19 protein-coding genes are annotated in these 22,842 nt (G+C 62.9%); 10 read left to right on the top strand and 9 right to left on the bottom strand.

What is annotated here, in order from left to right; genetic code table 11:
- Positions 1 to 183: 183 nt before the first annotated feature.
- The 3 genes from QFZ94_RS04950 to QFZ94_RS04940 all read left to right on the top strand — a co-directional run bounded on the left by QFZ94_RS04950 (position 184) and on the right by QFZ94_RS04940 (position 2,547).
- Positions 184 to 1,026 carry a gallate dioxygenase gene (locus tag QFZ94_RS04950; RefSeq protein WP_013092128.1) on the top strand — a complete coding sequence of 281 codons (843 nt, stop codon included), beginning with the start codon at positions 184 to 186 and terminating at the stop codon, positions 1,024 to 1,026.
- Entirely contained in the window at positions 1,026 to 1,385 is a 360-nt protein-coding gene (locus QFZ94_RS04945) for a protocatechuate 3,4-dioxygenase (RefSeq protein WP_429455775.1), read from the top strand. Before QFZ94_RS04950 ends, QFZ94_RS04945 begins: the two co-directional genes overlap by 1 nt.
- 169 nt (positions 1,386 to 1,554) lie before the next feature.
- Entirely contained in the window at positions 1,555 to 2,547 is a 993-nt protein-coding gene (locus tag QFZ94_RS04940) for a bifunctional helix-turn-helix transcriptional regulator/GNAT family N-acetyltransferase (protein WP_368582385.1), read from the top strand.
- A gap of 30 nt (positions 2,548 to 2,577) precedes the next feature.
- Here QFZ94_RS04940 and QFZ94_RS04935 read toward each other — a convergent pair whose 3' ends face one another.
- The 4 genes from QFZ94_RS04935 to QFZ94_RS04920 all read right to left on the bottom strand — a co-directional run bounded on the left by QFZ94_RS04935 (position 2,578) and on the right by QFZ94_RS04920 (position 7,004).
- A complete protein-coding gene (locus QFZ94_RS04935; protein WP_429455774.1) occupies positions 2,578 to 3,213 on the bottom strand; it encodes a PqiC family protein in 636 nt (211 codons plus the stop codon).
- Positions 3,210 to 4,505, bottom strand: coding sequence for an MlaD family protein (locus QFZ94_RS04930; RefSeq protein ID WP_429455773.1), 1,296 nt, complete (start codon positions 4,503 to 4,505; stop codon positions 3,210 to 3,212). The genes QFZ94_RS04935 and QFZ94_RS04930 overlap by 4 nt, the downstream gene beginning before the upstream one ends.
- The gene (locus QFZ94_RS04925; protein ID WP_429455772.1) at positions 4,502 to 5,707 is read right to left on the bottom strand and encodes a paraquat-inducible protein A; all 1,206 of its coding nucleotides are present in this window, start codon (positions 5,705 to 5,707) and stop codon (positions 4,502 to 4,504) included. Before QFZ94_RS04925 ends, QFZ94_RS04930 begins: the two co-directional genes overlap by 4 nt.
- Positions 5,708 to 5,882: 175 nt before the next feature.
- Positions 5,883 to 7,004 (bottom strand): L-dopachrome tautomerase-related protein, encoded by a 1,122-nt coding sequence (locus QFZ94_RS04920; RefSeq protein WP_429455771.1) that lies wholly within the window; start codon positions 7,002 to 7,004, stop codon positions 5,883 to 5,885.
- A gap of 520 nt (positions 7,005 to 7,524) precedes the next feature.
- Between QFZ94_RS04920 and QFZ94_RS04915 the strand changes: the two genes are divergently transcribed.
- Positions 7,525 to 8,307 carry a hypothetical protein gene (locus tag QFZ94_RS04915; protein WP_429455770.1) on the top strand — a complete coding sequence of 261 codons (783 nt, stop codon included), beginning with the start codon at positions 7,525 to 7,527 and terminating at the stop codon, positions 8,305 to 8,307.
- 90 nt (positions 8,308 to 8,397) lie between these two features.
- Here QFZ94_RS04915 and QFZ94_RS04910 read toward each other — a convergent pair whose 3' ends face one another.
- On the bottom strand, positions 8,398 to 8,784 hold the full coding sequence (locus tag QFZ94_RS04910) for a BON domain-containing protein (protein WP_429455769.1): 387 nt from the start codon (positions 8,782 to 8,784) through the stop codon (positions 8,398 to 8,400).
- Between the two features lie 289 nt (positions 8,785 to 9,073).
- Here QFZ94_RS04910 and QFZ94_RS04905 point away from each other — a divergent pair, with 289 nt between their 5' ends.
- Positions 9,074 to 9,394, top strand: coding sequence for a pyrimidine/purine nucleoside phosphorylase (locus QFZ94_RS04905; protein WP_008917257.1), 321 nt, complete (start codon positions 9,074 to 9,076; stop codon positions 9,392 to 9,394).
- Positions 9,395 to 9,447: 53 nt separating this feature from the next.
- Here QFZ94_RS04905 and QFZ94_RS04900 read toward each other — a convergent pair whose 3' ends face one another.
- Positions 9,448 to 9,930 carry a CPBP family glutamic-type intramembrane protease gene (locus QFZ94_RS04900; RefSeq protein ID WP_429455768.1) on the bottom strand — a complete coding sequence of 161 codons (483 nt, stop codon included), beginning with the start codon at positions 9,928 to 9,930 and terminating at the stop codon, positions 9,448 to 9,450.
- Between the two features lie 29 nt (positions 9,931 to 9,959).
- Positions 9,960 to 10,607, bottom strand: coding sequence for a DsbA family oxidoreductase (locus QFZ94_RS04895; RefSeq protein WP_410849432.1), 648 nt, complete (start codon positions 10,605 to 10,607; stop codon positions 9,960 to 9,962).
- Between the two features lie 210 nt (positions 10,608 to 10,817).
- Here QFZ94_RS04895 and QFZ94_RS04890 point away from each other — a divergent pair, with 210 nt between their 5' ends.
- The 5 genes from QFZ94_RS04890 to QFZ94_RS04870 all read left to right on the top strand — a co-directional run bounded on the left by QFZ94_RS04890 (position 10,818) and on the right by QFZ94_RS04870 (position 19,464).
- Positions 10,818 to 11,546, top strand: a complete 729-nt coding sequence (locus QFZ94_RS04890) for a 2OG-Fe(II) oxygenase (protein WP_429455767.1) — start codon at positions 10,818 to 10,820, stop codon at positions 11,544 to 11,546.
- Positions 11,547 to 11,650: 104 nt separating this feature from the next.
- Positions 11,651 to 12,553, top strand: a complete 903-nt coding sequence (locus QFZ94_RS04885) for a LysR family transcriptional regulator (RefSeq protein ID WP_368582394.1) — start codon at positions 11,651 to 11,653, stop codon at positions 12,551 to 12,553.
- 132 nt (positions 12,554 to 12,685) lie between these two features.
- Positions 12,686 to 14,641 carry an aconitase family protein gene (locus tag QFZ94_RS04880; RefSeq protein ID WP_429455766.1) on the top strand — a complete coding sequence of 652 codons (1,956 nt, stop codon included), beginning with the start codon at positions 12,686 to 12,688 and terminating at the stop codon, positions 14,639 to 14,641.
- A gap of 134 nt (positions 14,642 to 14,775) precedes the next feature.
- Entirely contained in the window at positions 14,776 to 16,263 is a 1,488-nt protein-coding gene (locus QFZ94_RS04875; RefSeq protein WP_429455765.1) for an MFS transporter, read from the top strand.
- 792 nt (positions 16,264 to 17,055) lie between these two features.
- Positions 17,056 to 19,464 carry a heavy metal translocating P-type ATPase gene (locus tag QFZ94_RS04870; protein WP_429457708.1) on the top strand — a complete coding sequence of 803 codons (2,409 nt, stop codon included), beginning with the start codon at positions 17,056 to 17,058 and terminating at the stop codon, positions 19,462 to 19,464.
- Positions 19,465 to 19,698: 234 nt separating this feature from the next.
- On the opposite strand, the gene QFZ94_RS04865 is transcribed toward QFZ94_RS04870, so the two are convergent.
- Both QFZ94_RS04865 and QFZ94_RS04860 read right to left on the bottom strand, forming a co-directional pair.
- Positions 19,699 to 20,070, bottom strand: coding sequence for a BON domain-containing protein (locus tag QFZ94_RS04865; protein ID WP_368582474.1), 372 nt, complete (start codon positions 20,068 to 20,070; stop codon positions 19,699 to 19,701).
- 361 nt (positions 20,071 to 20,431) lie between these two features.
- The gene (locus QFZ94_RS04860; protein WP_429455764.1) at positions 20,432 to 22,801 is read right to left on the bottom strand and encodes a DNA polymerase II; all 2,370 of its coding nucleotides are present in this window, start codon (positions 22,799 to 22,801) and stop codon (positions 20,432 to 20,434) included.
- Positions 22,802 to 22,842: the final 41 nt, after the last annotated feature.

The raw sequence follows: 22,842 nt of genomic DNA, 5'->3' as shown, positions 1-22,842 counted from the left end.
TCGCCGGGCGCCAGAATACCGGGTTTTTACCCATCATCCCAGTGCAGCCTGAGGTATACCCGTGCTTCACGTATCGAGGCACAATTTCTATCTTTGTATCCCAAGACGGTCGCGGTGACTAGCGCGGTACGCCAGGCGACCTATCCGATTGGCAGCAGCACGAAGTGACGGAAGAGAACGAATATGGCAAGGATCATTGGTGGTATCGGCACGTCCCATGTACCCACGATCGGGTTGGCGTACGACAAGGGCAAGCAGAATGAACCGGCATGGGCGCCGATGTTCAAGGGTTATGAACCGGTGGCGCAGTGGCTGGCCGAGCAGAAGCCCGACGTGATGGTGATGTTCTACAACGACCACGCGAACAGCTTCTTCTTCGATTGCTATCCGACTTTCGCGCTGGGTGTGTCGCCCAACCACGAATTCGCCGATGAAGGCGCGGGCAAGCGTCCGCTGCCGGACATCGCCGGCCACCCGGATCTGGCGATCCATATCGTCGAGCAACTGGTCGCCGACGAGTTCGATCTGACCGTCTTCCAGGAGCGGCCGCTCGATCACGGCGTCAATTCGCCGCTGTCGCTGATGCTGCCGCATCAGGGCGGCTGGCCGCTGTCACTGGTGCCGCTCGAAGTCAACGTGCTGCAGTATCCGCTGCCCACCGCGAATCGCTGCTACCGGCTCGGCCAGGCGCTGCGTCGTGCGATCGAATCGTTCGAACAGGATCTTAAGGTCGTGGTGGTCGGCACGGGCGGGCTGTCGCACCAGGTGCATGGCGAGCGCAGCGGCTTCAACAACACCGAATGGGACATGGAGTTCCTCGACCTGATCGTCAACGATCCGGAGCGTCTTGCCAGGATGAAGCACGTCGACTACGTGCGCCTGGGCGGCGCGGAAAGCGTCGAGACGATCATGTGGCTCGCGATGCGCGGCGCGCTCGGCCAGAAGGTCCGCGAGTTGCATCGCAGCTACTACCTTGCGACCAGCACCGCGATGGCCGTGACGATCTACGAAGGAGAGGTGGCGTAATGAATCCGCAACTGGTTGGCGTCGAAGAATTGACCGGCACGTATCCGTTCGATATCCGCCAGAGCATGAAGGCGATGCGCCTGAACCGCTTTTTCTGGCAGATGCGCGAAGCGTCGGCGCGGGCGCTGTGGCTCGAAAATCGCACCGCCGCTTACGATGCGGCCGGCCTGACGCCGGAAGAGCGCGCACTGGTCGACAACACCGACTGGATCGGTCTGATCCTTTATGGGGTGTCTTTCTTCGTGCTCGAGAAGTTCGCGCGCGTGGTGAAGATCACCAATCTCGGCGTGTACGCGAGCATGCGCGGTGAGACGCTCGAAGAGTTTCTGAAGACCCGCCAGGTACCCGACGCCGTTTAAAGGCCAGGCATCGAAGGCGCGCAACGAAGAAGCAAGCCGGGTTCGTTCGAACCCGGCTTTTTCATCTGGATGCCGCGTTGCAACGATCCCGACTGCAATTTGGCGTTTGCTTAAGTTGCGGGGCGCAACTATATTGATTGCGCAGCGCAACGGATATGCGAGCGTCATCATGGATCTGATCGAAGCCCCCGCCAAGCCTCGCGATACGACGATTCTCGAACTGCGGGAGTTTTCCCGCCGCCTGGTTCGCGAGCTTGGTTTCATGCGCACGACGCTCGCCGATAGCGATCTGGCGCCCTCGGCTGTGCATGCGGTGATCGAGATCGGCATGTCGCCGGGCATCAGCGCCAAGGATCTGGCGACCATCCTGCGGCTCGACAAATCGAACACGAGCCGGCAGATCGCAAAGCTCGAAGCGAGCGGACTGGTCGAGCGTACGGTCTGCGCCGACGATGCCCGTTCTTCCGAGTTGTACCTGACGGCCGAAGGTCAGAAGCTGCGCAAGAAGATCGACCGGTTCGCGACCGATCGCGTGTCCGGCGCGCTGCGGCGCATGGTTCCCGCCGACCAGCAGGCGCTGGTCCGTTCTCTCGCGCTTTATGCGGACGCTCTTGCGCATGGTGAGGTCAGCAAGCTTCCTGCAACGGAAGCGGGGTCCGCAGGCATCGTGGAAGGCTACCAACCCGGCTGCATTGGCGATATCGCGAGTCTGCACGGGCGCTATTACGCGCAGCACTGGGGTTTCGGCGCCTTCTTCGAGAAGAAGGTCGCGACGGAACTGGCGGAGTTCGCGGGCGCATTGCCGGCCGAAGGGAAAGGGCTTTGGCTTTACGTCGAAAACGGCCGCACGCTCGCGTCTGTCGTGATCGATGGGGATAACGACACCGGTGTCGCGCATTTGCGCTGGTTCATCGTCGACGATTCGTTGCGCGGCTCCGGGATCGGACGGCAATTGCTGGCGCATGCGATGCGTTTCGTCGACGAGCGCTTTGACGAAACCTATCTATGGACTTTCCAGGGGCTCGACGCGGCGCGTCATCTGTACGAGTCATTCGGTTTTCGGCTGAGCGAAGAATCGGAAGGGGAGCAATGGGGAACACGCGTCGTCGAGCAGCGTTTCGACCGGCCTTCCGCAAAGAAGGGCGGTAGCGGCATCGCGTGATCGGCGCAGCGGCGAGCTCGAACCCTTCGGTCAATGCGCGACGACCGATGCCGCGATCCGGTCGGCCAGGTCGGCGAGAATGCGGCTCAACGCGGCCGCCTGCGCGAACGCATCGTGTCCGTCCATCGCGGAGTCGAGCGTCACCTGCTGCCGCAGTGGCACCTGATCCGAATGCCCGTTCAACAGGGTCCATTCCGCCTGCAAGGTCAGCGTGCCGCTCGCGTTGGCCGCCGCGTTCAGCACGGTGACGACCAGCCTGCGCGTGCCGGGTGGCGCGGGCGCGTCCGGCACGACGAACGACCCGGCGGGCAGCCGCGTGAGCAAGTCCTGGGCAAGCGTTTTGCGCATCATCTGAGCGAGCGGTGCGCCCCACCGGTCGCTGTCGTCGATCGTCAGGCGGTTTTGCGAAGCCAGCGTGACGACTTCCAGCCGATCGAGCACCGCCGGAATATGCACGGCGGTCAGCTGAATCGGTTGCATCGGCGCCGTGGCTGGCGGCGCGTCGGCGGGCATCGGGTTCAACGTCACATAGCGCGTCGGTATGCTGTGCCCGCATCCGGTGAGCGTCATCGCCGCGACGCAGACGACAAACGCCGCCGTCCAAACGCGCGTCGTGAGCGATGCCTCGCCGGCGCGTCCGATGCGAAGCGTGGACCTCGTCATCATTGAGTCTCCTGCTGCCTGCCATGGATCAGCGCCTCGGGATGGCGGTCCAGATAGTCGGCCAGTGCCCGAATCGAGCGCGCGGTGTCGGTCAGCTCCTGCATCGCGGCAGGCAGATCACTCTGGCTCGACGCATCGCCGCCTAACGTACGGTTCGCCGCGGCAACGGTGCGATCGGCCGCGCTCGCCGTGTCGCGCAGTTGCGCGACGAGCGGACCGATTTGCGGCGACACCTGCTGCAACGTGTGATCGATCTGCGCGACGGAGTGGTCGATGTGCGTCAGGCTGTCCTTGATTTGCGGCGAGGAACTGAGCGCGTTGATATGCGCGGCGATACTGCGCACCTGTTCGCCGGTTTGCCGGATCGGAAGATCGTCGATTTTCTGGATCACCTCGTTGGCCTTGGCCATCGTCGTGTCGAGATTCGCGGCGGCGACACTCGGAATGACGGGCAGGTCGCCCTCGCTGGCGAGCGTCGCGACCGGCGCGCCTTGCACGAAGTCGAGGGTGATCTTGTCCGCGCCGACGACCGGCGGATCTTGCGACAAGCGCGCGCGCAAGCCCGTGGCGACGAGGCGGGCGAGCATGCCGTCGACGAGCGGGCGCCAGTCGCCGTTGGCCGGCGGCGGCGCGCCGACGATGCCGAGCTGCGACGGGTTCAGCGCGATCTGCACCGGGGTGCTTAGCGCGCCCGTGCGTGCGTCGTAGTTCAGCCGCACGCTGGTGACAGTGCCCACATCGAAACCGCGCAATTGCACATCTGCACCGCTTTTCAGGTCGCCGACCGCACCGTCGAAGCGCACCAGATAAGTGACGACCGGGCCGTGCCCCGGTGCGAGCGCGGGGCGGCGATCGACTCCGTCGAAACGCGAAGCCGGTTTGCCGGGTCCGGGCTCCATCACGATCTCGGGGCCGGACAACATGCCTTTGAGCGACGCTGGGTCGTTGAGGTCCACGTGGGCTCCGCGCAGAAAAAACTTCGTCTCGCTGCGCAGATACTTTTTCTCGGCGCGATCTATCTTGAGCTCGGCTTGCACGTGCTGGCCATCGGGCGCGAGCGTGATCTCCGAGACCGCGCCGACCTTCACGCCGCGCAGCGTGACGATCGTATCGTCGGGCTTCATGCCGTACGCGTTGTCGAAGATGACCGTGACCGTCTCGCCCTGATGCGTCAGCGCGCGAACGCCGAGCCATCCGGCCATCGCGAAGGCGGCGATCGGCACCGCCCAGATCCAGCCGGGCCATGGGCTGCGCCGCACCTGAGCTTGCGAACGACGGGGACGCGTGCCGCTCATCGCTTGCTCCGCGGGTGGACGTCCCACATCAGGCGCGGGTCGAATGCGCGCGAAGCGGCCATCGTCAGGAACACGACCAGCGCGAACGCGGTGGCGCCGATCGCGGGTCTGGCCGACGCGATGCCGTCGAACTGGATCAGCGGCACGAACGCGGCGATCGTGAAGACGTCGACGAACGACCATCGTCCGAGTTCGTCGATCAGGCGATACAGATGCGCCTTGACCCGCAGATGCCGACGCGAACGGCGCCGCACGGAGACGATGAACCAGCCCATGCCGACGATCTTCGCCACCGGAATGACGATGCTCGTGCAGATGATCAGGATGCCGAGCGGCCACAGGCCCACGTGGAACAGCTCGTAGACGCCGTCGATGACCCTGGTTGACTGGATCTGTCCGAGTTGCATCGAACTGGTCATCGGAAAGACGTTGGCCGGGATCGTCAGTACGAGCGCGGCGAGCGACAGCGCAGCCGCGCGCACGACGGCGTCGGTCTTGCGAGCGCGCAATCTTAGCCCGCAGCGAGGGCATGGACGGCCCTCCTGCGACATCGGCACGACCAGATCGCAAACCGTGCAGGACAGCGGCGCTTCGTGTTCAGGCAGCTCGTTGTCCGTGGCGATCGCGCGCCACACGGTTCTGCGGTCGAGCGATGCGCGCGTGAGCATCGACAGCAGCGCCGCGGCGATGAAACAGTAGCCGCCCGGGGCGATCGTGCCGGTCAGATTCTGCGTCACGCGCGCGTAGCCGACGAAGCAGCCGACCAGATAGACGTCCGGCATGGCCCAGATATCGAGCGAGGTGGTCCAGCGAAACAGCGCGCCGATTGCGCTGGTACGCCAGCCGAGCCGTAGCGCGACGAGAACTGCCACGAGGCCGCCAAAGCGGACGAAGGGCAGCACGATGCCGAAGGTGCCGAGCAGTACCGCGAGAATGAACCAGCCGTCGTTCCACATCTGCACGATGCCCGACGACAGCACTGACGAGTGCTCGACGCCGAGCATGTGCACGTACATCAGCGGCGCGAGATTGGCCGGAAACAGCAGCACGAAGGTTGCGCTCGCGCAGGCGAGCGCCGCGGCCTGGCTTCGGCCGTTACGCCGCTCGAGCGGAAAGTGGCAGGCGCGGCAACGCGCGTAGGTATCTGCGGCGAGCGGCGGGATGTCTTCGAGCGCGCCGCATTCGGGGCAGCCGATCGTCATGCGACGTTCTCCATCGGCTGTCCGTGTTCAGGCGGACAGTGCGTTGCGTATGAGGTTTCGCCGATCATCCCTCGACCCCCGGCGCCAGTTGGCGCGTGAATGCACGGCAGGCGCGCTGGCACGCGCCAGCTCCATTTCCTCCACTAGCATTGCGCGTGCCCGGTTTGGCGTCCGGCTACGCTGAGGGAGCGGCGTCGGCGATGATCAGCAATCTCGAAGGCAGCGCGTCCGGATGGCCCGGCTTGAACCAGTTCATCTCGGGAATGCGCGAATCGGTCAGGTAGATCGTGCCGTCCGGCCCTTCGGCGAACGTATCCGGCCAGCGCAGGCCGCGCTCGTGCAGCAGCGTCGTCAAGCTCGTGCCGTCCCATACCTTCACCGCGTGTTCTTCCACCGCGGTGATCAGCAGGCGTCCCGCGCGGTCGATATGCAGCCCGTCGGCGGGGTGATGTTCGAGCACTTTCTCGACGAGGTTGCCGACTTCGTCGGCCGAGAGCGCGGTATCACGAAGCGCTTCGGTGGGCACGCGATAAAGCGTTTTGCCCTTCAAGGCCTGCCAGTACAGATACAGTCCATCGCGAGTCAGCGCGATGCCGTCGGCCGAGAATTCGACGCCGCGTCCATCGGGACGCCGCAATGGTGCGCCGCCTGCATGCACGGTGACGCTCGGGTCCATCTGCGTCGTTGGATGCCCGTCGAGCACGCGGCGCGCTTGACCGGTGCCGAGATCGACCACCACGATCGCGCCGCGTGTTCCCGAGTCCGTGATATAGGCGAACCGGCCGTCGGGACTGGTGCGCAGGTCATTCAGATAACTGCCCTGCGGCGCGATCTCGAGCGTGAACGCAATGCAGCCGACGACGCTATCGGTCGCAAGATCGATGCGGACCAGTTTGGGGGCGCCCGGCACGACGAAGGACTGGGCCGGCGCGCCCGGGTCGAGTACCCACAGGTTGTTTTGCGAATCGCACAGCATGGCCTGCACGCAGACCCAGCGATCCTGCGGGTTCAACTCGTCACGCCTGGCGTTGCGCCAGCCGTTCCAGCGATCGTCGGGGTAAGGACGAACGTCGCCATCAGGCGTGAGTACGCCGACGGAGATCGGCGCGTCTTCTGTCCAGCGCGGGAAGTTGACGAAAATGCGTCCGTCCGCGGCGACGGCTACGCCGGTCACCTGATGCGCGAACGATGCGATCTCGCGCAGATGCAGCCGCGAGCCGTCTTCACCGGCGCTCGATGCAGGCGCGGCGGTCAGCGGAACCCGATCCGCGGCGGGTGGCGTGACGGAGTCTTTCATGGGCTGCCTCCGGGGCAGAGTGGAAATGTCCGTACTCAGCAAAGCGAATGCCGCGTGCAACGATAAAGTAGATCGTAATCCGCGAATCTTTCGGAAGGTATTCAACTTGAATTTGCTGATCGTCCTTTATGCATATTGTTTGAATTTCGCGCGAGCAGAGAACGGCATGTCGCGCAATAGGGAAAGCCGAGTTGTCGCACAGTGTCCGATGCGGGCCGGCGCGCTAAGAGGCCGTGTAGGTGCCACGTCATTCATGGCAAAAAGAATTGCTTCGCTGCGGCGTGCGGAGTCGCCGTAGCAGGCGGTCCATTTCGGCAACTTTGACTCTCAGGGTTTCTCCTGCCTCGCATTGCGACCCGCCGTGTCAGTCGTGCGCTACACCGCTCATTTGCAAAGAAAAAAAATGCCGGCGTCAAAGGAATGTGCTAGAAAATAACAATTGCACGCGCAGAGAAATAGCCACGCCTGCAAGTAAAAAATTCGGCTTTCAATACACTCTTAATCGGCCGCGAGGTGGATCATGAGAACAAGTGCGCTTTGGGGGCTCGGGGTGACGACGGTCGCTTCGGTGCTAACGCTGCTGTGTTATCCAGCGTGGGCCGACGGACCCGAAGCGGCGTATGCGTCCGGCGACGAAGTGCCGGCCGGCTCGCTTAGTCCGAACGAGTACAAGGTCAATGCGGACGGCATGAAAGAAGATCCGAACGCGAAGATGTCGGACGTGGCCCGCGCATACCGCAACGGCTATATCAATCGCGGCAAGCAGGATCAGGCCGATTACCAGGCAATGATCGACTCGCACAATCACGGTCAGCGGCAACCCGCGAAGACCGACGTCGCGCGGGTCGACGTGCCGCCGCTGCCGCCGGGCGTCCCCGAAGGCGACAACTCGAAGTACACGAGCATTCCGCCGCAGCCTCAAAAGCCGCAGCCGGTGCAGTACGCGCAGCGTCAGATGCCGCAAGCGCCGCCGCCGCAACAGCAATATCAGCAGATGTACCAGCAGCCGCAATACGCGCCGCCGCCAATGCAATACCAGCAGGCGCCGGCCTACGCGCAGATGCAACCGGTCTACGACAACCAGCCGGTGTACGTGCGTCAGGACTATCCGCAGCCACCCGTGCAGTACGTGCCGGTTTATCCGCAAGCGCAATACGAAGAAATGCCGCAGGTCGTGGAAACGGTGATTCAACCGGTCGCGCCTGTCGCTTATCAGGTTTATCATCCGCCGGTCTATTGGGCGCAGCCGCGCGTTTATGCGTATCGCGCGCCGCCGGTGTATGGCTACCGTATGTGGCGTTGAGGGATTGCGGCGAACTCTCGCGCATCGATTGAAAGTACTCAGCCCGGCGCATTCGTGCCGGGCTGAGTACTTTCTTTTATTCGCTTTGCGCTAATGGCCGCTCGCTCCTCTCGTGCGCACGTTCAGATGGTTAGTCACCTGCCGGACTCCGCGCACCGATCTCGCGACACTGCCCGCGCGTTGCACCTGGGCGCGCTGCGGCACCCAACCGGTCAGCGTGACGACACCACGGCGCGCCTGCACGTGAATCGCCGTTGAATGCAGGTTCGGTGTGCGTGCGAGGGCGCGCCGCACGTCGCGCGCGAGCTCGCTATCGGGTCTGTTGCGAGCCGGCGACGCCGCGATGGACTGGCTTTGCGCGGAAGCATCGTTCGGCATGCCGCCACTAGTCTGTGCATTCGCACAGGTCGCAGTGCCGAGCGCAATCGTTACCGCGGCAATTGCGCCCACTATGCTGTTCACGCTGACTTTACTCACATGCCCTCCTGTACCGGGAATTGGCCGTAGATGGGTTCCGGCTAATGCGGTCGTGGTGATGACCGTGCAGTACTCGAGATTCGCCAGCGATATCGCATGGACGTCCCCGGCTCTGTGTCGATATGCTTGAGGCAGACTTTACCGTATTGGCGCCGTCAATAGCCTGTATGATGGCGGGCTCGCGCCCGGACCGGAACGCCGCGCGGGCGGCTTGCGCGGATCGCGCGCCGTCTGCCGCGCCCATCGGGCCGCAACGCATCCATTCACGATGACCCAGAGGAAGACCGCCATGACGGCTGCAACGCAATTCGACCAGGTTTCTGTTGTCAAACGAGCCAATGTGTACTTCGACGGCAAGTGCGTGTCGCACACCGTGCTGTTCGCCGACGGCACGCGCAAGACGCTCGGCGTGATCCTGCCCGGCACGCTGAACTTCGGCACCGACGCGCCGGAGCTGATGGAAGTGCAGGCGGGCAAATGCCGTATCCGTCTCGACGGCAGCGACGAGTGGAAGACCTATGGCGCGGGCGAATCGTTTTCGGTGCCGGGCAAGAGCCGCTTCGATATCGATGTGGTCGAAACGCTCGACTACGTTTGCAGCTATCTGTAAGCGGTTTTAAGTTGAGTGCGATGGCTTGGCCAATGGGCCTGAGCCATCCTTGCTCAAATGTGTTGAAGCGACAACACGCAAGCATTCGCGAGCGCATGCGTGAGCCAGGTGCTCAGAACGGGTCGTCCCTTACGCTTCGCTTCGACGATGAATACCGCCGCCAGTACCACCGCGCCCAACAGAATCGACACGACCGCACGATCGACGTAACCGTGCATCAGCGTGAACAACGCAATCGACCCCACCGCGGCAACCCGCCACGACAAACGAAAAACGCCGTTAATGAGCCGTATGGGCAGCCATTGTCCGACGATCGTCTCAAGCAACGGCATCAGGATCACGATAAAGAACAGCTGGACCGGGATCGGCTTATCGGCGAGCGGGATTTTATGCGGCGCCGGCGGTCCCCACAGCGCGTATTGAGCGAATACCAGCGCGATCTGCCCGAAAAACATGATTGCGGCGCCGCCGATTATCAGCCCCCATCGGGGCACCTCGTTCCAGCTTCTTTTTGTTAAAACCGTCAGCGCGAGCAATGTGGGCTCCGTTCGCAATTGGCAGGATCTCAGGCCGTCTCTTTTGCCAGAATCTCCTCGATCACCTGCACGAATTGCTCGACCGGCTGGCCGCCCGTCACCAGATAGCGGCGGTTGAAAATGATCGATGGCACCGATTGAATGCCCATTTCCTGATTGTTCTTTTCCGCTTCGCGAACTTCGCTGGCATACGCGTCGCTCGTCAGCACTTCGCGCGCTTCACTGGCGTCCAGTCCGACCGACTGTGCCGCCTCGACCAGCACGTCATGATTGCTCGGATTCTTGCCGTCGGCGTGATACGCGCGCAATAGCGCGAGCTTCAGCGGCAACTGTTGGCCCTTCAGGCCGGCCCAATGGAGCAGGCGGTGCGCGTCGAACGTGTTGTAGGTGCGGGTGCGCGGACCGAAATCGAAGCCGACGCTCGCGCCGCGTTCGCGGATCATCGCTTGCGTTTCGGCGATCTGCGCGGCCGTGCGGCCGTATTTCTTGCCGAGATACTCGACGATGTCTTCGCCGTCCGGTCCCATCTGCGGATTCAGTTCGAACGGATGCACGACGATGCGCGCATCGATCTTGTCCTGCAGCCGCGCGAGCGCGAGCTGCAGCGACGACAGGCCGATCGCGCACCACGGGCAGGCGATGTCGGAAACAAAATCGATGGTGAGCTGCTGTTTCATGGTTGTCCCTGGCGAAATGAAGTGCGACGCGACCGGCAAATGCGGCCGCAACGATACCGACAGCGTAGCGTGAATCGTCCGCCCGTGCAGTGCTGCCGAATTTGACCGCAAGACCCGGAGTGTTTTCCCGCCGCCACGCTCGTACACTAAGCTCATCGACTGTCTATTTTCATGGCGCGGGCAATGAGCCCGGCCGCCCACTCATCGACGATGAACGCAATCGCTCCTACCCAAACCATCGACCAACGCGTCGACGCCCTCGACTGGCCGCGCATCGAACACGATCTGGATCAATACGGCTGCGCCGCCGTGCCGCAACTGTTGACGCCGCGCGAATGCGACGCGCTGAGCGCGCTCTATCCACGCGATGCGCTGTATCGCAGCCGCATCGTAATGGCGCGCCACGGCTTCGGCCGCGGCGAATACAAGTACTTCGCGTATCCGCTGCCGCCGCTCGTCGACGGCTTGCGCGGCGCGCTGTATCCGCACCTCGTGCCGGTCGCGAACCGCTGGAACAGGGCGATGGGCATCGACGTGCGCTATCCGTCGAAGCACGCGGAATTCATTCGGCGCTGCCATGACGCCGGCCAGGTGCGGCCGACGCCACTGATCCTTCAATACGGCGAAGGCGATTACAACTGCCTGCATCAGGATCTGTACGGCGAACACGTATTCCCGCTGCAGGTCGCGGTGCTGCTGTCGGAACCGGGGCGCGACTTCACCGGCGGCGAGTTCGTGATGACCGAACAGCGTCCGCGCATGCAATCGCGCGCCGAAGTCGTGCCGCTCGCGAAGGGCGACGCGGTCGTGTTCACCGTGAACAGCCGGCCGGTGCAGGGCACGCGTGGACCGTATCGCGTGAATCTGCGGCATGGCGTGAGCCGTCTGCGTTCGGGGCATCGGCATACGGTCGGCATCATCTTTCATGATGCGTTGTGAGGTCCGCGGTCGGTACCATGGCGCAACCCTGCGTGCCGTGAGACGATAACGGCCACGATTCCAGCGATCCGCCGCCATTGTCGTCAGACCCGCCGCCTCGTCCCATGGAAAACCTGCTCAAGAAACTCGATCTCACTTCGCTGCGTCTGTTCGTCGCCGTTTGCCAGGAGCGCAATATCGCGCGCGCGGCGGAGCGCGAGTTCATCGCGTCGTCGGCGGTGAGCCGGCGCATCGCCGAGATCGAGGCGATGATCGGCCTGCCGGTGATTCAGCGGCAGTCGCGCGGCATTACCGTGACGCCGGTCGGCGAGACCGTGCTGCGCTACGCGCTCGCGATCATCGGCAATATCGAGCAGATGAGCGCGGAGTTGTCGCGCTTTTCGACGGGCGTCAAAGGGCGCGTGCGGGTGGTCGCGAATCTGTCGTCGATCGTGCAGTTTCTGCCTGAAGACGTGGCCGCGTTCGGCCGCGCGTTCCCGGATGTATCGATCGAGCTTGAAGAAGAAAACAGCGCGGACGTGCTGCGTATCGTCGACGAACACGGCGCGGACTTCGGCATCTGCAATCCGGTCGCGGGAAGCGAGGCGTTCGAGCAGGTGCCGTACCGGCAGGACCGGCTCGCGGTGCTGGTGCCGGGCGGGCATCGGCTCGCCAGCGCGGCACGGGTGAGCTTCGACGATCTGTTGCACGACAGCTTCGTCGGCCTGCGCAGCGAAAGCGCGCTCACGCGTCTGCTCGCGCAGCAGGCGGCGAGCGCGGGCCGGCAACTCGACGTGCGGATGCGCGTGAGCAGTCTCGATGCACTGTGCCGGATGGTGCATGCGGGGCTGGGCATCGCGATCGTGCCCGAGCCAGTCGGCCTGCTCTACGTGAACACGCTCGACGTGCGGCTGCTGCCGCTTGCCGATGCGTGGGCGGAGCGCCATCTGATCATCATCTTCAAGGCGCGCGAGCAGTTGAGCGCGAGCGCGGCCGCGCTGGTGTCGTTCCTCGGCAATCAGCCTTAGACAGTCCGTCACACGCACGCCGCGACGCGGCTCCGAAATCGAGCATTCGCGAAACGAGACGGCAGAGTTGCCGCACCGGCACTTCGGCATCGGCCTTGCGCGCCGTATAGTGGGCGCAAGGAGAACGCAGTGATGAGCGATACGATTCGTTTGGACGGCCGCGTGCTGTACCTGTCGCAAGACCCGGCCGTGGTCGAGGCGCAACTGGCCGGCGAAAACTTCACGCGCGAGACGGCGGGGCTGTTGCGCGACAACGTGTCGACCGACGAGATCACGCCGGTCACCGTGATGCTCACCTACGACGAGCGCCTCGGCCAGTATCCGTACGTCGGCTTCAAGGCGGGCGAATGTCTGCCGATCGGCCGCAATGCGGTGAAGGACGGCGGCTTTCGCGTGACCGTGGCGGGCAAGCGCTACGGCAAGGGCTCATCGCGAGAATCGAGCCCGCTCGCGGAATTGTCGGCGGGCATCCGGCTGATCGTTGCAGAGAGCTTCGAGCGCATCTATCAGCAGAACTGCGACAACATCGGCATTCTGACCACGACGGATTTTTCCGTGCTCGATCGCCTGCTAGCGGGCGAAGCGGTGCCGATCGACGAGTTCCTGAAAGGCCGCGACGCGCTCACCCAGCAGATCATCCGCAGCGGCGGCTTGCTCGCGTATAGCAAGTTCGCGGACTGGCCCGCGCCGCGAGAGCGCACGAGCGTTGCCCCGAACGACGCGCCGGGCGCCGAGCCGAAAACGCTGGTCGAGAAAATCATCGACCGTCATCTGCATCCCGGCACCGCGAGCGCGCAGCGCGGCGACGGCGTGTTCATCGCCGCCGACTGGCGCTTCGGCCACGACTATTTCACCGGCATGTGCGCGCATCTGATGCATCGCGCGTTCGGCAAGCCTGCGCCGCTGCATGCGCCCGATCACATCATCGCTTTCCAGGACCATCTGGTGCTCGCGCCCCAAAGCATCCCGCACGTGCGCGACGGTCTGCTGCTGGGCGTCGCGAATCTGATGGAAGGCCATACATCGTTTTCGCGCGACTACCCGGTGCGCTCGCACGGCGCGCTCGATGGCGTGCCCGGCTCCGAGGGCATCTGTCATGCGTTGATGGCCGAGCAATACGCGCTGCCGGGGCAGGTTGCGTGCGGCACCGATTCGCATACGCCGCATTCGGGCGCGCTCGGCTGCCTCGCGTTCGGTGCGGGCGCGACCGAAATCGCCAATAGCTGGGTCACGGGCTACGTGCGCTGCAAGGTGCCGGAGACGCTGCGCATCGAGATCGACGGCCGGTTGCGCGATGGCGTGACCGCGAAAGACGTCGTGCTGCATCTGTTGCGGATGGAAGCGATCCGCTCGGGCGGCGCGATCGGCCTCGTGTTCGAATACGGCGGCGCGGCGGTCCGCGCGATGTCGATCGACGAACGCGCGACGCTGACCAACATGGTCGCGGAGCTCGGCGGTTTCACCGGCATCGTCGAGCCGGACGAGCGTACGGTCGCGTTCCTGAAGGAGCGGCGCGGCGTCGATTTCGTGCTGGAAGGCTGGATGAAAAGCGATGCGGGCGCGACCTATCGCGACACGATTCATATCGATGCGAACGCGATCGAACCGATGCTCGCGCGGCCGGGCGATCCCGGCAACGGCGTGGCGGCGCCGCGGCTCGAACAGGACGTCGCGATCGATATCGCGTACGGCGGTTCGTGCACCGCGGGCAAGCGCGAGGACTTCGATTTCTATCATGAGGTGCTGCGCTGGGGCGTCGAGCACGGCTTGCGCGTGCCCGAGCGCACGCGTCTGTATCTGCAATTCGGCACGATGGCGGTGCGCGCGTATTGCGAGGAGCAGGGCTATCTGCCGGTGTTCGAGCGCGCGGGCGTGACGCTCGTGATGCCTGGCTGCGGCTCGTGTGCGAACTGCGGACCGGGACAATCGGCCAACCCGGACGAGGTGACGATCAGCGCGATCAACCGCAATTTCCCTGGCCGTTCGGGGCCGGGCGACGTGTGGCTCGCGAGCCCGTACACGGTCGCGGCGAGCGCGCTGGCCGGGAAAATCACCACGTTCGAACAATTGCAGCGCGCGCACGGCTAGAATGCTGGCCGAACTCCGGCCGGGGCAACGTGGCGCGTGCGACGCGCGACCAAACGCAAGGCCGGCATCGGACTGGCCGCGGCGAGCGATCAGCGCCGCCGTAAAAGCAGTCGCAACAGAAGGAGACAGACAACATGGCATCCCCCGATCACGCGGAGTCCGTCGCGCGCAGCGGCGGCAACGCGGCGCATTCCACCGACGCGGCCGGCAGCGCCCGCAGCACCGCCGCTCAGGCGGCGGGCCATGCAGCGCTCGACGCCGGCAGCATTTCGGCACGCCTCGACCGCTTGCCCGCCACGCGCTCCATCTGGAAGCTCGTGGTGCTGCTGAGCCTCGGCTTCTTCTTCGAACTCTACGATCTGCTGTATTCCGGCTATGTCGCGCCGGGCCTCGTGAAAAGCGGTCTGCTGACCGCGACCACGCGCGGCCTGTTCGGCTCGACCGGCGTCGCGAGTTTCATCGCCGCGCTGTTCAGCGGCCTGTTTATCGGCACGATTGCGTGCGGTTTCCTCGCGGATCGCTTCGGGCGGCGCGCGGTATTCACGTGGTCGCTGCTTTGGTATACCGCGGCGAACGTGGTGATGGCGTTCCAGGAGACCGCGACGGGCCTCAATGTCTGGCGCTTCATCGCAGGTGTCGGCATCGGCGTCGAGCTGGTGACGATCGGCACTTACATCTCCGAGCTGGTGCCCAAGCAGATTCGTGGCCGCGCGTTCGCGTGCGAGCAGGCGGTCGGTTTCACGGCGGTGCCGGTGGTCGCGTTTCTGTCGTTTCTGCTGGTGCCGCGAACGCCGTTCGGTCTGGACGGCTGGCGTTGGGTCGTGCTGATCGGCGCGCACGGCGCGCTATTCGTCTGGTGGATTCGCCGCGCGCTGCCGGAAAGCCCGCGTTGGCTCGCGCAGCAAGGACGTCTCGCCGAAGCCGACCGTGTGATGACCGCGCTCGAGGCGAAGGTACGCCACGAATACGGCCGCGAGTTGCCACCGCCGGCGCCGCCGGTGGCGGTCGCACCGCGCGGCAGCTTCCGCGACATGTGGGTGCCGCCGTATCGCAGCCGCACGCTGATGATGACGATCTTCAATGTCTTCCAGACGGTCGGTTTCTATGGCTTCGCGAATTGGGTGCCGACGCTGCTGATCAAGCAGGGCATCACGATCACGACGAGCCTGATGTATTCGAGCGTGATCGCGTTGGCTGCGCCGATCGGTCCGATCATCGGGCTGTTTATCGGCGATCGCTTCGAGCGCAAGACGGTGATCGTCGTGATGGCCGGCGTCAATATCGTGTGCGGGTTGTGGTTCAGTCAGGCATCGGGTGCGGTGCTGCTGGTGAGCTTGGGGGTGTGCCTGACACTGGCCGGCAACATCATTTCGTATAGTTATCACGCGTACCAGACCGAACTGTTTCCGACCAGCATCCGCGCTCGCGCGGTCGGCTTCGTCTACTCGTGGAGCCGCTTTTCAGCGATTTTCACGGCCTTTCTGATTGCGGCCGTGTTGCGCTACTTCGGCACGACTGGCGTGTTCGTGTTCATCGCCGGTGCGATGTTCATCGTGATGCTGGCGATCGGTTTGATGGGGCCGCGTACAAAAGGGCTTGAGCTGGAAAAAATCTCGAGATAGAAGGGCGATGGTATTTGTACATCATCGACCCGGAGGTCGGTTAAGAATGGAGGCGAGCCGACAGACAGTTGATTAGCACGATCCGGCCGGCACTCTGAAAAAATCAGCCGACATGGTATGTAGTGAAACGGAAGTACCAGACCTTTCACTTTGGAAGATCTATAAAAAGAACGTGTAGAAGCAATCGGAGTTCCATGAGCGAATCCGGCTCTTTTCCGCTCCGATAAATCTCCCATCCCAATACGTCTATTGCCTGCGGGTAGCGGTCTGCCAGAACGATGTCGCACGCTTGTCTAAAGGAGACCGCGACGCAGGTAAAACAGTGAGGAGATGGAAGACCATGAAGAACAACAGCAATGCTGAGAAGTCGATCGCGTTGGTGGTAGGCAGCCTCGTTTGAGTATCGTCCGCATTGGCCCGGACGCTTCCGAAAAGCGGCGTCGTCGAAGCGACCTACACGGCGGCAGGTTCAGATGTGAGGGACATCAGCGTTACCGGCGACGACGCTGTCTACCTGTTCGAATCGACACTATTGCTAGCTAACAATCCTGTTTCGCCGTAATGCAGAACGTCATCGCGCGCTGTGCAGAGGTCGGCTTGAGCGGGGCGACTGCTACCGGTTACTGCGTATACGCGGACAAGGACGGCGATAAGTTCATTGAGTCATTTACATATCAGGTTGGCGAGACAAAAGGAAAGAGTACGCTTGGGTCCGGTACTGGGAAATATTCTCACCTCCTTGCTGACGGCTGGAATGAGCGGCGGTGCGACGAAAGAAGTGGAGGATTGAAAATGAGCGACCAGGGTAGTAAGGACGCGGACTCCCACCAATGTTCCCATGATCACCACACGAATCCGGACGCTTCTGCGCCCGAAGGCCATGCCGGGCACGAGCACGATAATGTCCATGCGACTCCCACCACGGCCGCGCCATTGAAGGATCCGGTGTGCGGCATGACGATTACAGGAGCATCGCAATTCCATAGCGAACACGATGGAGTCGAGTACTTCTTTTGCAGTGAGTCGTGCCGGAGGAAGTTTCAGGCTGAGCCTCAGAAGTACGTTGCGCCCGCACCCGTGAAAGTGGCAGCCGCCCCAGAAGGCACCATTTACACGTGCCCGATGCACCCCGAAATTCGCCAGGACCACCCGGGCAATTGCCCAAAATGCGGCATGGCTCTGGAGCCCGTCATTCCAGGGTTGGACGAGCAAGAGAATCCTGAGCTCGTTGACTTCCGCCATCGCTTCTGGTGGACGCTGCCACTGACGGCTGTGGTGTTCTTTTTGGCCATGTTTGGGCATCTCTTCGGCTGGATGAAAGCGTCTACCCAGAGTTGGGTGGAATGGGTTCTCTCCACTCCCGTTGTCCTCTGGGCTGGCCTGCCGTTCTTTCAGCGCTGCGTGCAGTCATTCATTAATCGCAGCCCCAACATGTGGACGTTGATTGGGCTGGGCACTGGCGCTGCCTATCTCTACAGCGTCATCGCGACGGTTGCGCCTGATGTCTTTCCGGCAACCTTCACGGCCCACGGGCGAATAGGGGTGTACTTCGAAGCTGCGGCGGTCATCATCTCGTTGACGCTGGTCGGACAGCTACTGGAATTGAGAGCGCGCTCGCAGACTTCGGCTGCTATCAAATCGCTGCTCGGCCTTGCACCGAAGACCGCCCGGCGTATCAACCAGGACGGCAGCGAGGAAGATGTGCCACTCGTCCACGTACATGTTGGCGACCTGCTTCGAGTCCGGCCTGGCGAAAAGGTGCCGGTCGACGGCCTTGTGACCGAAGGTTCGAGCGCGCTGGATGAGTCGATGATTACCGGCGAGCCGATTCCAGTGATCAGGCGTGTTGGCGACCACGTGATCGGCGCCACGATGAACACCTCGGGGAGCCTCGTCATCAAATCGGAGAAAGTCGGCTCTCAAACGGTTTTGTCCCAAATCGTTCAGATGGTCGCTCAGGCACAACGCTCCAGGGCACCGATGCAGAGGATGGCCGACAAGGTAGCGGGAGTCTTTGTTCTGGCGGTGATTGGTATTTCACTACTCACCTTCTTCGTCTGGGGCTTCTTCGGCCCTCAGCCGAGCTGGGTGTATGGTCTTGTCAACGCGGTGGCCGTCCTCATCATTGCTTGTCCGTGCGCTCTTGGCCTTGCAACCCCAATGTCCATCATGGTGGCGAGTGGCAAAGGTGCATCGAACGGTGTGCTGTTTCGTGATGCTGCGGCGATCGAGCATCTGCGCAAAGTCGATACGCTAATCGTTGACAAGACTGGCACCCTGACAGAGGGGCGACCGACGTTCGAGCGCGGTATCGGGACAAACGGTCTCGCGGAAGACGAAGTGCTCCGGTTGGCGGCAAGCCTGGACCAAGGCAGCGAGCATCCTCTCGCGGCGACTATCGTCGAGGCGGCTCGTCGGCGAGGTCTTGCACTCGAGAAGGCGGAGCAGTTCGAGTCTGGAAGCGGCATTGGGGTGCGAGGCATTGTTGGAGGCAGGCAACTCGCACTCGGCAACACGGCATTAATGCAAGCGGAGGGGATTGCGACGGCCGCTCTGGCCAGCGATGGTGACGCGTTACGCGCCGAGGGCGCCAGCGTAATGTATCTGGCCGTTGACGGAGAGCTCGCAGGGATTCTCGCGTTATCGGATCCAGTGAAGGCGACTACGCCGGAAGCCGTTGCCAGGCTCAAGGAAGAAGGCATCCACGTCGTGATGGCTACAGGCGACGGCGTTGCGACGGCGAAGGCCGTGGCCGCCAAACTGGGCATCAAGGAATTCCATGGGGAGGTAAAGCCGGCCGATAAGCTGGCTTTGGTGTCGAAACTCCAACAGGACGGCAAGGTCGTCGCAATGGCCGGCGACGGAATCAATGATGCGCCGGCACTCGCCAAGGCCGATGTGGGCATTGCGATGGGAACAGGTACGGATGTCGCGATGAGCAGCGCTCAGGTTACTCTGGTGAAGGGCGATTTGCGCGGCATTGCCCGCGCCAGGAGATTGTCCGAGGCAACCATCCGGAACATGAAGCAAAACCTCGGCTTCGCGTTCGTCTACAACGCGTTGGGCGTTCCCCTGGCCGCGGGGGTGCTGTACGCCCCCACGGGCATGCTGCTGTCGCCCATGGTTGCCGCACTAGCGATGAGCCTCAGCTCCGCATCGGTGGTCGCGAACGCATTGCGCCTCCGGAAGGTGGAGATTTGATGCTTCATCCGCCTAAGACAAAGCTTGTTGCGCCGCAACACCGTAAAGTCCGGACGGCGATGCCGCCGATTGTTGACAGGGCTAAAGACGAAAGGGCTGGAACTCGAGCAAATATTGACATGGCGACGCCCGGCTTTTGAGCCGGGCCGCCGCCATGTGCCGCGTTGGCTTATACGATCGATGGAATGCGCAGTCAGACCGTCGGTCTACTGCAAGGTGCGGTCCAGGGCCGCTTCAGGTCCCGACCGGACGGATCGACAGCGCGTTCTTGACCGAAGTTACGCCGGGTACCCCTTTTGCCACCTCGGTTGCCCGATCGCTCTGTGCCTGAAGCGGTACGCTGCCCTGAAGCGTCACAGCACCGTCGCGGGCGCGAACCGTAATATTGGACGTCGAGATGCTCCTATCTCTCACCAGCGCATTTCGAACCTGACGTTGCAGCGCCCGGTTCGCTGCTTTCATCGACTTGTAATGCGAGCGGGCTTCGGGCGTCGTGGTCGGGGCAGACTCAGGCGCGTTAGCGTTGCTCGCCTGCGCAAAGGCGTGAATCGAACCCGAAATCAGAAGGGCGGTACTGACCAGTCTGACGGCGTGGATTGCTTTCATGCATCTTCTCCTGTCGTTGCAGATCGTTGGGCTACAGACTCAGATATATCGCACCGCGGCCCCGCAATGTTTCCGGGGCGGATCAAATGGCACTATAGGACAATAAAGGGTTAGGTCAAGAAACAATGCAAATCCGGCCAATTGCGCGGACAAGCGACGATTTAGAATACTTCAAATTATGCTGGCGCTCTAATTCCGCTGATAGGATTGCAAATCAAAACCAGGGATTAGTTTTTTTCCGCCTTTAATCATGGATTGCCAATGCCTGATTGACATATTTGGCCATCGACGATGCTGAGACGCCGTCCATGGTGAAGTAGGCAATTCGTCCATGGTCGCAGCCCCGTGCTCGCGGCCGCGATCAGAACAACTGTTGCTGCCCCGACATCAGCGTCGTGAAATCGTCGCGCAGCAACGGCAGAATCGCGTCGGCGACCGGCTGTAATTGCCGTGTCACATAGTGCTCGTAGTCGATCGCCGAGCGCAGCGTTTCGAGCGGCTCGGGGCCGGCCACCGTAATCACGTAGCTGATCCAGCCGCCGTTCTGATATTGCAGCGGACGTCCCTGCTGGCGATTGAACTCATCGGCGACGCGTGCCGCGCGCACATGCGGCGGCACGTTGCGCTCGTAGGCGTCGATCGGTCTGCGCAGCTGCTTGCGATAAACGAGCTGATCGTCGAGCCGGCCCGCGAGCGTATCGAGCACGTAGTCGCGCACGTAATCCTGATACGGCTGCTGCTTGAAGATGCGCCGATACAGTTCCTGCTGAAACTGCTGCGCAAGCGGCGTCCAATCGGTGCGCACGGTTTCGAGACCTTTGTAGACCACGTCCTCGTGCCCGTCAGGCAATACCGTAAGGCCTGCGTAGCGTTTCTTGCTGCCTTCCTCGGCACCGCGCACCGTCGGCATGAAAAAGCGCCGGTAGTGCCGCTCGAATTGCAGTTCCAACGCACTGTCGATACCGAAGCGCGCCTGCAGCTTCTGCCGCCACGCTGCATTGATATGTTCGACCAGCGCGCGGCCGATGCGCGCGGCCTCTTCCTCGTCGTGCGCGTGCCTGAGCCAGACGAAGGTCGAGTCGGTGTCGCCGTAGATCACTTCGTAGCCTTGCGCCTCGATTAGCTCGCGCGTCGTGTGCATGATCTCGTGGCCGCGCATCGTGATCGACGACGCCAGCCGCGGATCGAAGAAGCGGCAGCCGGTCGAGCCGAGCACGCCATAGAACGCGTTCATGATGATCTTCAGCGCCTGCGACAGCGGCTTGTTGTGCTCGCGCTTGGCAGCTTCGCGTGCCTGCCAGACCTGCGCGACGATCGACGGCAAGCAGTGACGGGTGCGTGAGAAGCGCGCGCCGAGAAAGCCCGGCACCGCGTGCGCGTCGTCGGGATGCAGCATGCCTTCGACGAGGCCGAGCGGGTCGATCAGAAACGTGCGAATGATCGACGGGTACAGGCTCTTGTAGTCGAGCACGAGCACCGAATCGTAGAGGCCGGGCCGCGAATCCATCACGAAGCCGCCGGGGCTTGCCGCGCCGGCCACGTCGCCGAGATTCGGCGCGACATAGCCTTGCCGATGCATGCGCGGCATGTACAGATGCGTGAATGCCGCGACCGAGCCGCCGCTGCGATCGGCGGGCAGGCCGGTCACGGTCGCGCGTTCGAGCAGGAACGGCAGCAGCTCGGTCTTCGCGAAGATGCGCGTGACGAGCTCGCAGTCCTTCAGGTTGTAGCGCGCGAGCGCGGGCTTGTCTTCGTCGAAGCGGCGTTGGATTTCGTCCATGCGCTGATACGGATTGTCGATCGCCTTGCCTTCGCCCAGCACCGAACGCGACACGTATTCGAGGCTGAACGACGGAAAGCTCCACGTCGCCGAACGCAATGCCTCGATGCCGTCGATGACCCAACGGCCCGCCACGCCCGCGAAAAAGTGATTGCGCGTGACACCGTGTTCGCGCCACTCCATCACCGCGCCGCCGCGGCCGATGCGCAGCGGCACGCGATACTGCTCGGCATGCTGTTGCAGCACCTTCAGATCGAACTGCACCAGGTTCCAGCCGATGATCGCATCGGGATCGTGCCGCTCCATCCACTCGATCAGTTTTTCGAGCAGTTGCGCGCGCGTTTCGCAGTATTCGAGCTTGAAGTCGAGCGCGTCGGCAGCGTTGCCGTTCGGCGGCCCGAGCATATACACCTGCCGCTCGCCGCAGCCTTCGAGCGCGATCGAATAAAGCTCGGCATGCGCGCTCGTTTCGATGTCGAGCGATACGAGCTTCAACGGCGGACGATATCCGTTGGCCGGTTTGAGCTCGCCATCGAGCCAGGGGCCATGGTTCTGCGGCACGCCGCTGAACCACACCGGCGCGGTGATGAAGCGCTCCATCATGTAGCGCTCGGGGGGCTGGATATCGGCTTCGTAGACATCGACGCCGCCTTCTCGGAGGCGCTTCTCGAAGCCCTTCAATTGCCGGTATTGCGCACAGTAAAGCCCGCTGACCGACCGATGCTGGAAGTCGTGCAATTCGAGCGGACGCAGATCGAGCGGCGCGTCGCGGCGCAGGATCGTTTCGGCGCGTTCGCGATGTTCGGCCGGAATGAAGGCAACCGACGGCTGGGGGCGCAGACGGATGTGGCGCGGCCCGCTGTCCGTCGCCAGCCAGAACTCGATTTCCGTGCCGGCGGGCGTGTCCCGCCAATGCCGGGTCAAAATGAAACCCTGCTCGAACTCAGTCAAACTTCCACCTTTTAAGCGGCGCAATTGCCTTGCGCGATTTT

The sequence above is a fragment of the Paraburkholderia sp. JPY465 genome, assembly GCF_050436725.1.
Classification (GTDB): Bacteria; Pseudomonadota; Gammaproteobacteria; order Burkholderiales; family Burkholderiaceae; genus Paraburkholderia; species Paraburkholderia youngii.
This window is presented reverse-complemented; position numbering and strand designations above follow the sequence as displayed.

Bases quoted from the DNA above. Each gene is read 5' to 3' on its own strand.
- QFZ94_RS04920 (WP_429455771.1), bottom strand. From the start codon at position 7,004: ATGAAAGACTCCGTCACGCCACCCGCCGCGGATCGGGTTCCGCTGACC.
- QFZ94_RS04940 (WP_368582385.1), top strand. From the start codon at position 1,555: ATGGATCTGATCGAAGCCCCCGCCAAGCCTCGCGATACGACGATTCTC.
- QFZ94_RS04930 (WP_429455773.1), bottom strand. From the start codon at position 4,505: ATGAGCGGCACGCGTCCCCGTCGTTCGCAAGCTCAGGTGCGGCGCAGC.
- QFZ94_RS04905 (WP_008917257.1), top strand. From the start codon at position 9,074: ATGACGGCTGCAACGCAATTCGACCAGGTTTCTGTTGTCAAACGAGCC.
- QFZ94_RS04895 (WP_410849432.1), bottom strand. From the start codon at position 10,607: ATGAAACAGCAGCTCACCATCGATTTTGTTTCCGACATCGCCTGCCCG.
- QFZ94_RS04925 (WP_429455772.1), bottom strand. From the start codon at position 5,707: ATGACGATCGGCTGCCCCGAATGCGGCGCGCTCGAAGACATCCCGCCG.
- QFZ94_RS04950 (WP_013092128.1), top strand. From the start codon at position 184: ATGGCAAGGATCATTGGTGGTATCGGCACGTCCCATGTACCCACGATC.
- QFZ94_RS04945 (WP_429455775.1), top strand. From the start codon at position 1,026: ATGAATCCGCAACTGGTTGGCGTCGAAGAATTGACCGGCACGTATCCG.
- QFZ94_RS04880 (WP_429455766.1), top strand. From the start codon at position 12,686: ATGAGCGATACGATTCGTTTGGACGGCCGCGTGCTGTACCTGTCGCAA.
- QFZ94_RS04885 (WP_368582394.1), top strand. From the start codon at position 11,651: ATGGAAAACCTGCTCAAGAAACTCGATCTCACTTCGCTGCGTCTGTTC.
- QFZ94_RS04875 (WP_429455765.1), top strand. From the start codon at position 14,776: ATGGCATCCCCCGATCACGCGGAGTCCGTCGCGCGCAGCGGCGGCAAC.
- QFZ94_RS04915 (WP_429455770.1), top strand. From the start codon at position 7,525: ATGAGAACAAGTGCGCTTTGGGGGCTCGGGGTGACGACGGTCGCTTCG.
- QFZ94_RS04890 (WP_429455767.1), top strand. From the start codon at position 10,818: ATGAACGCAATCGCTCCTACCCAAACCATCGACCAACGCGTCGACGCC.
- QFZ94_RS04870 (WP_429457708.1), top strand. From the start codon at position 17,056: ATGAGCGACCAGGGTAGTAAGGACGCGGACTCCCACCAATGTTCCCAT.
- QFZ94_RS04865 (WP_368582474.1), bottom strand. From the start codon at position 20,070: ATGAAAGCAATCCACGCCGTCAGACTGGTCAGTACCGCCCTTCTGATT.
- QFZ94_RS04935 (WP_429455774.1), bottom strand. From the start codon at position 3,213: ATGATGACGAGGTCCACGCTTCGCATCGGACGCGCCGGCGAGGCATCG.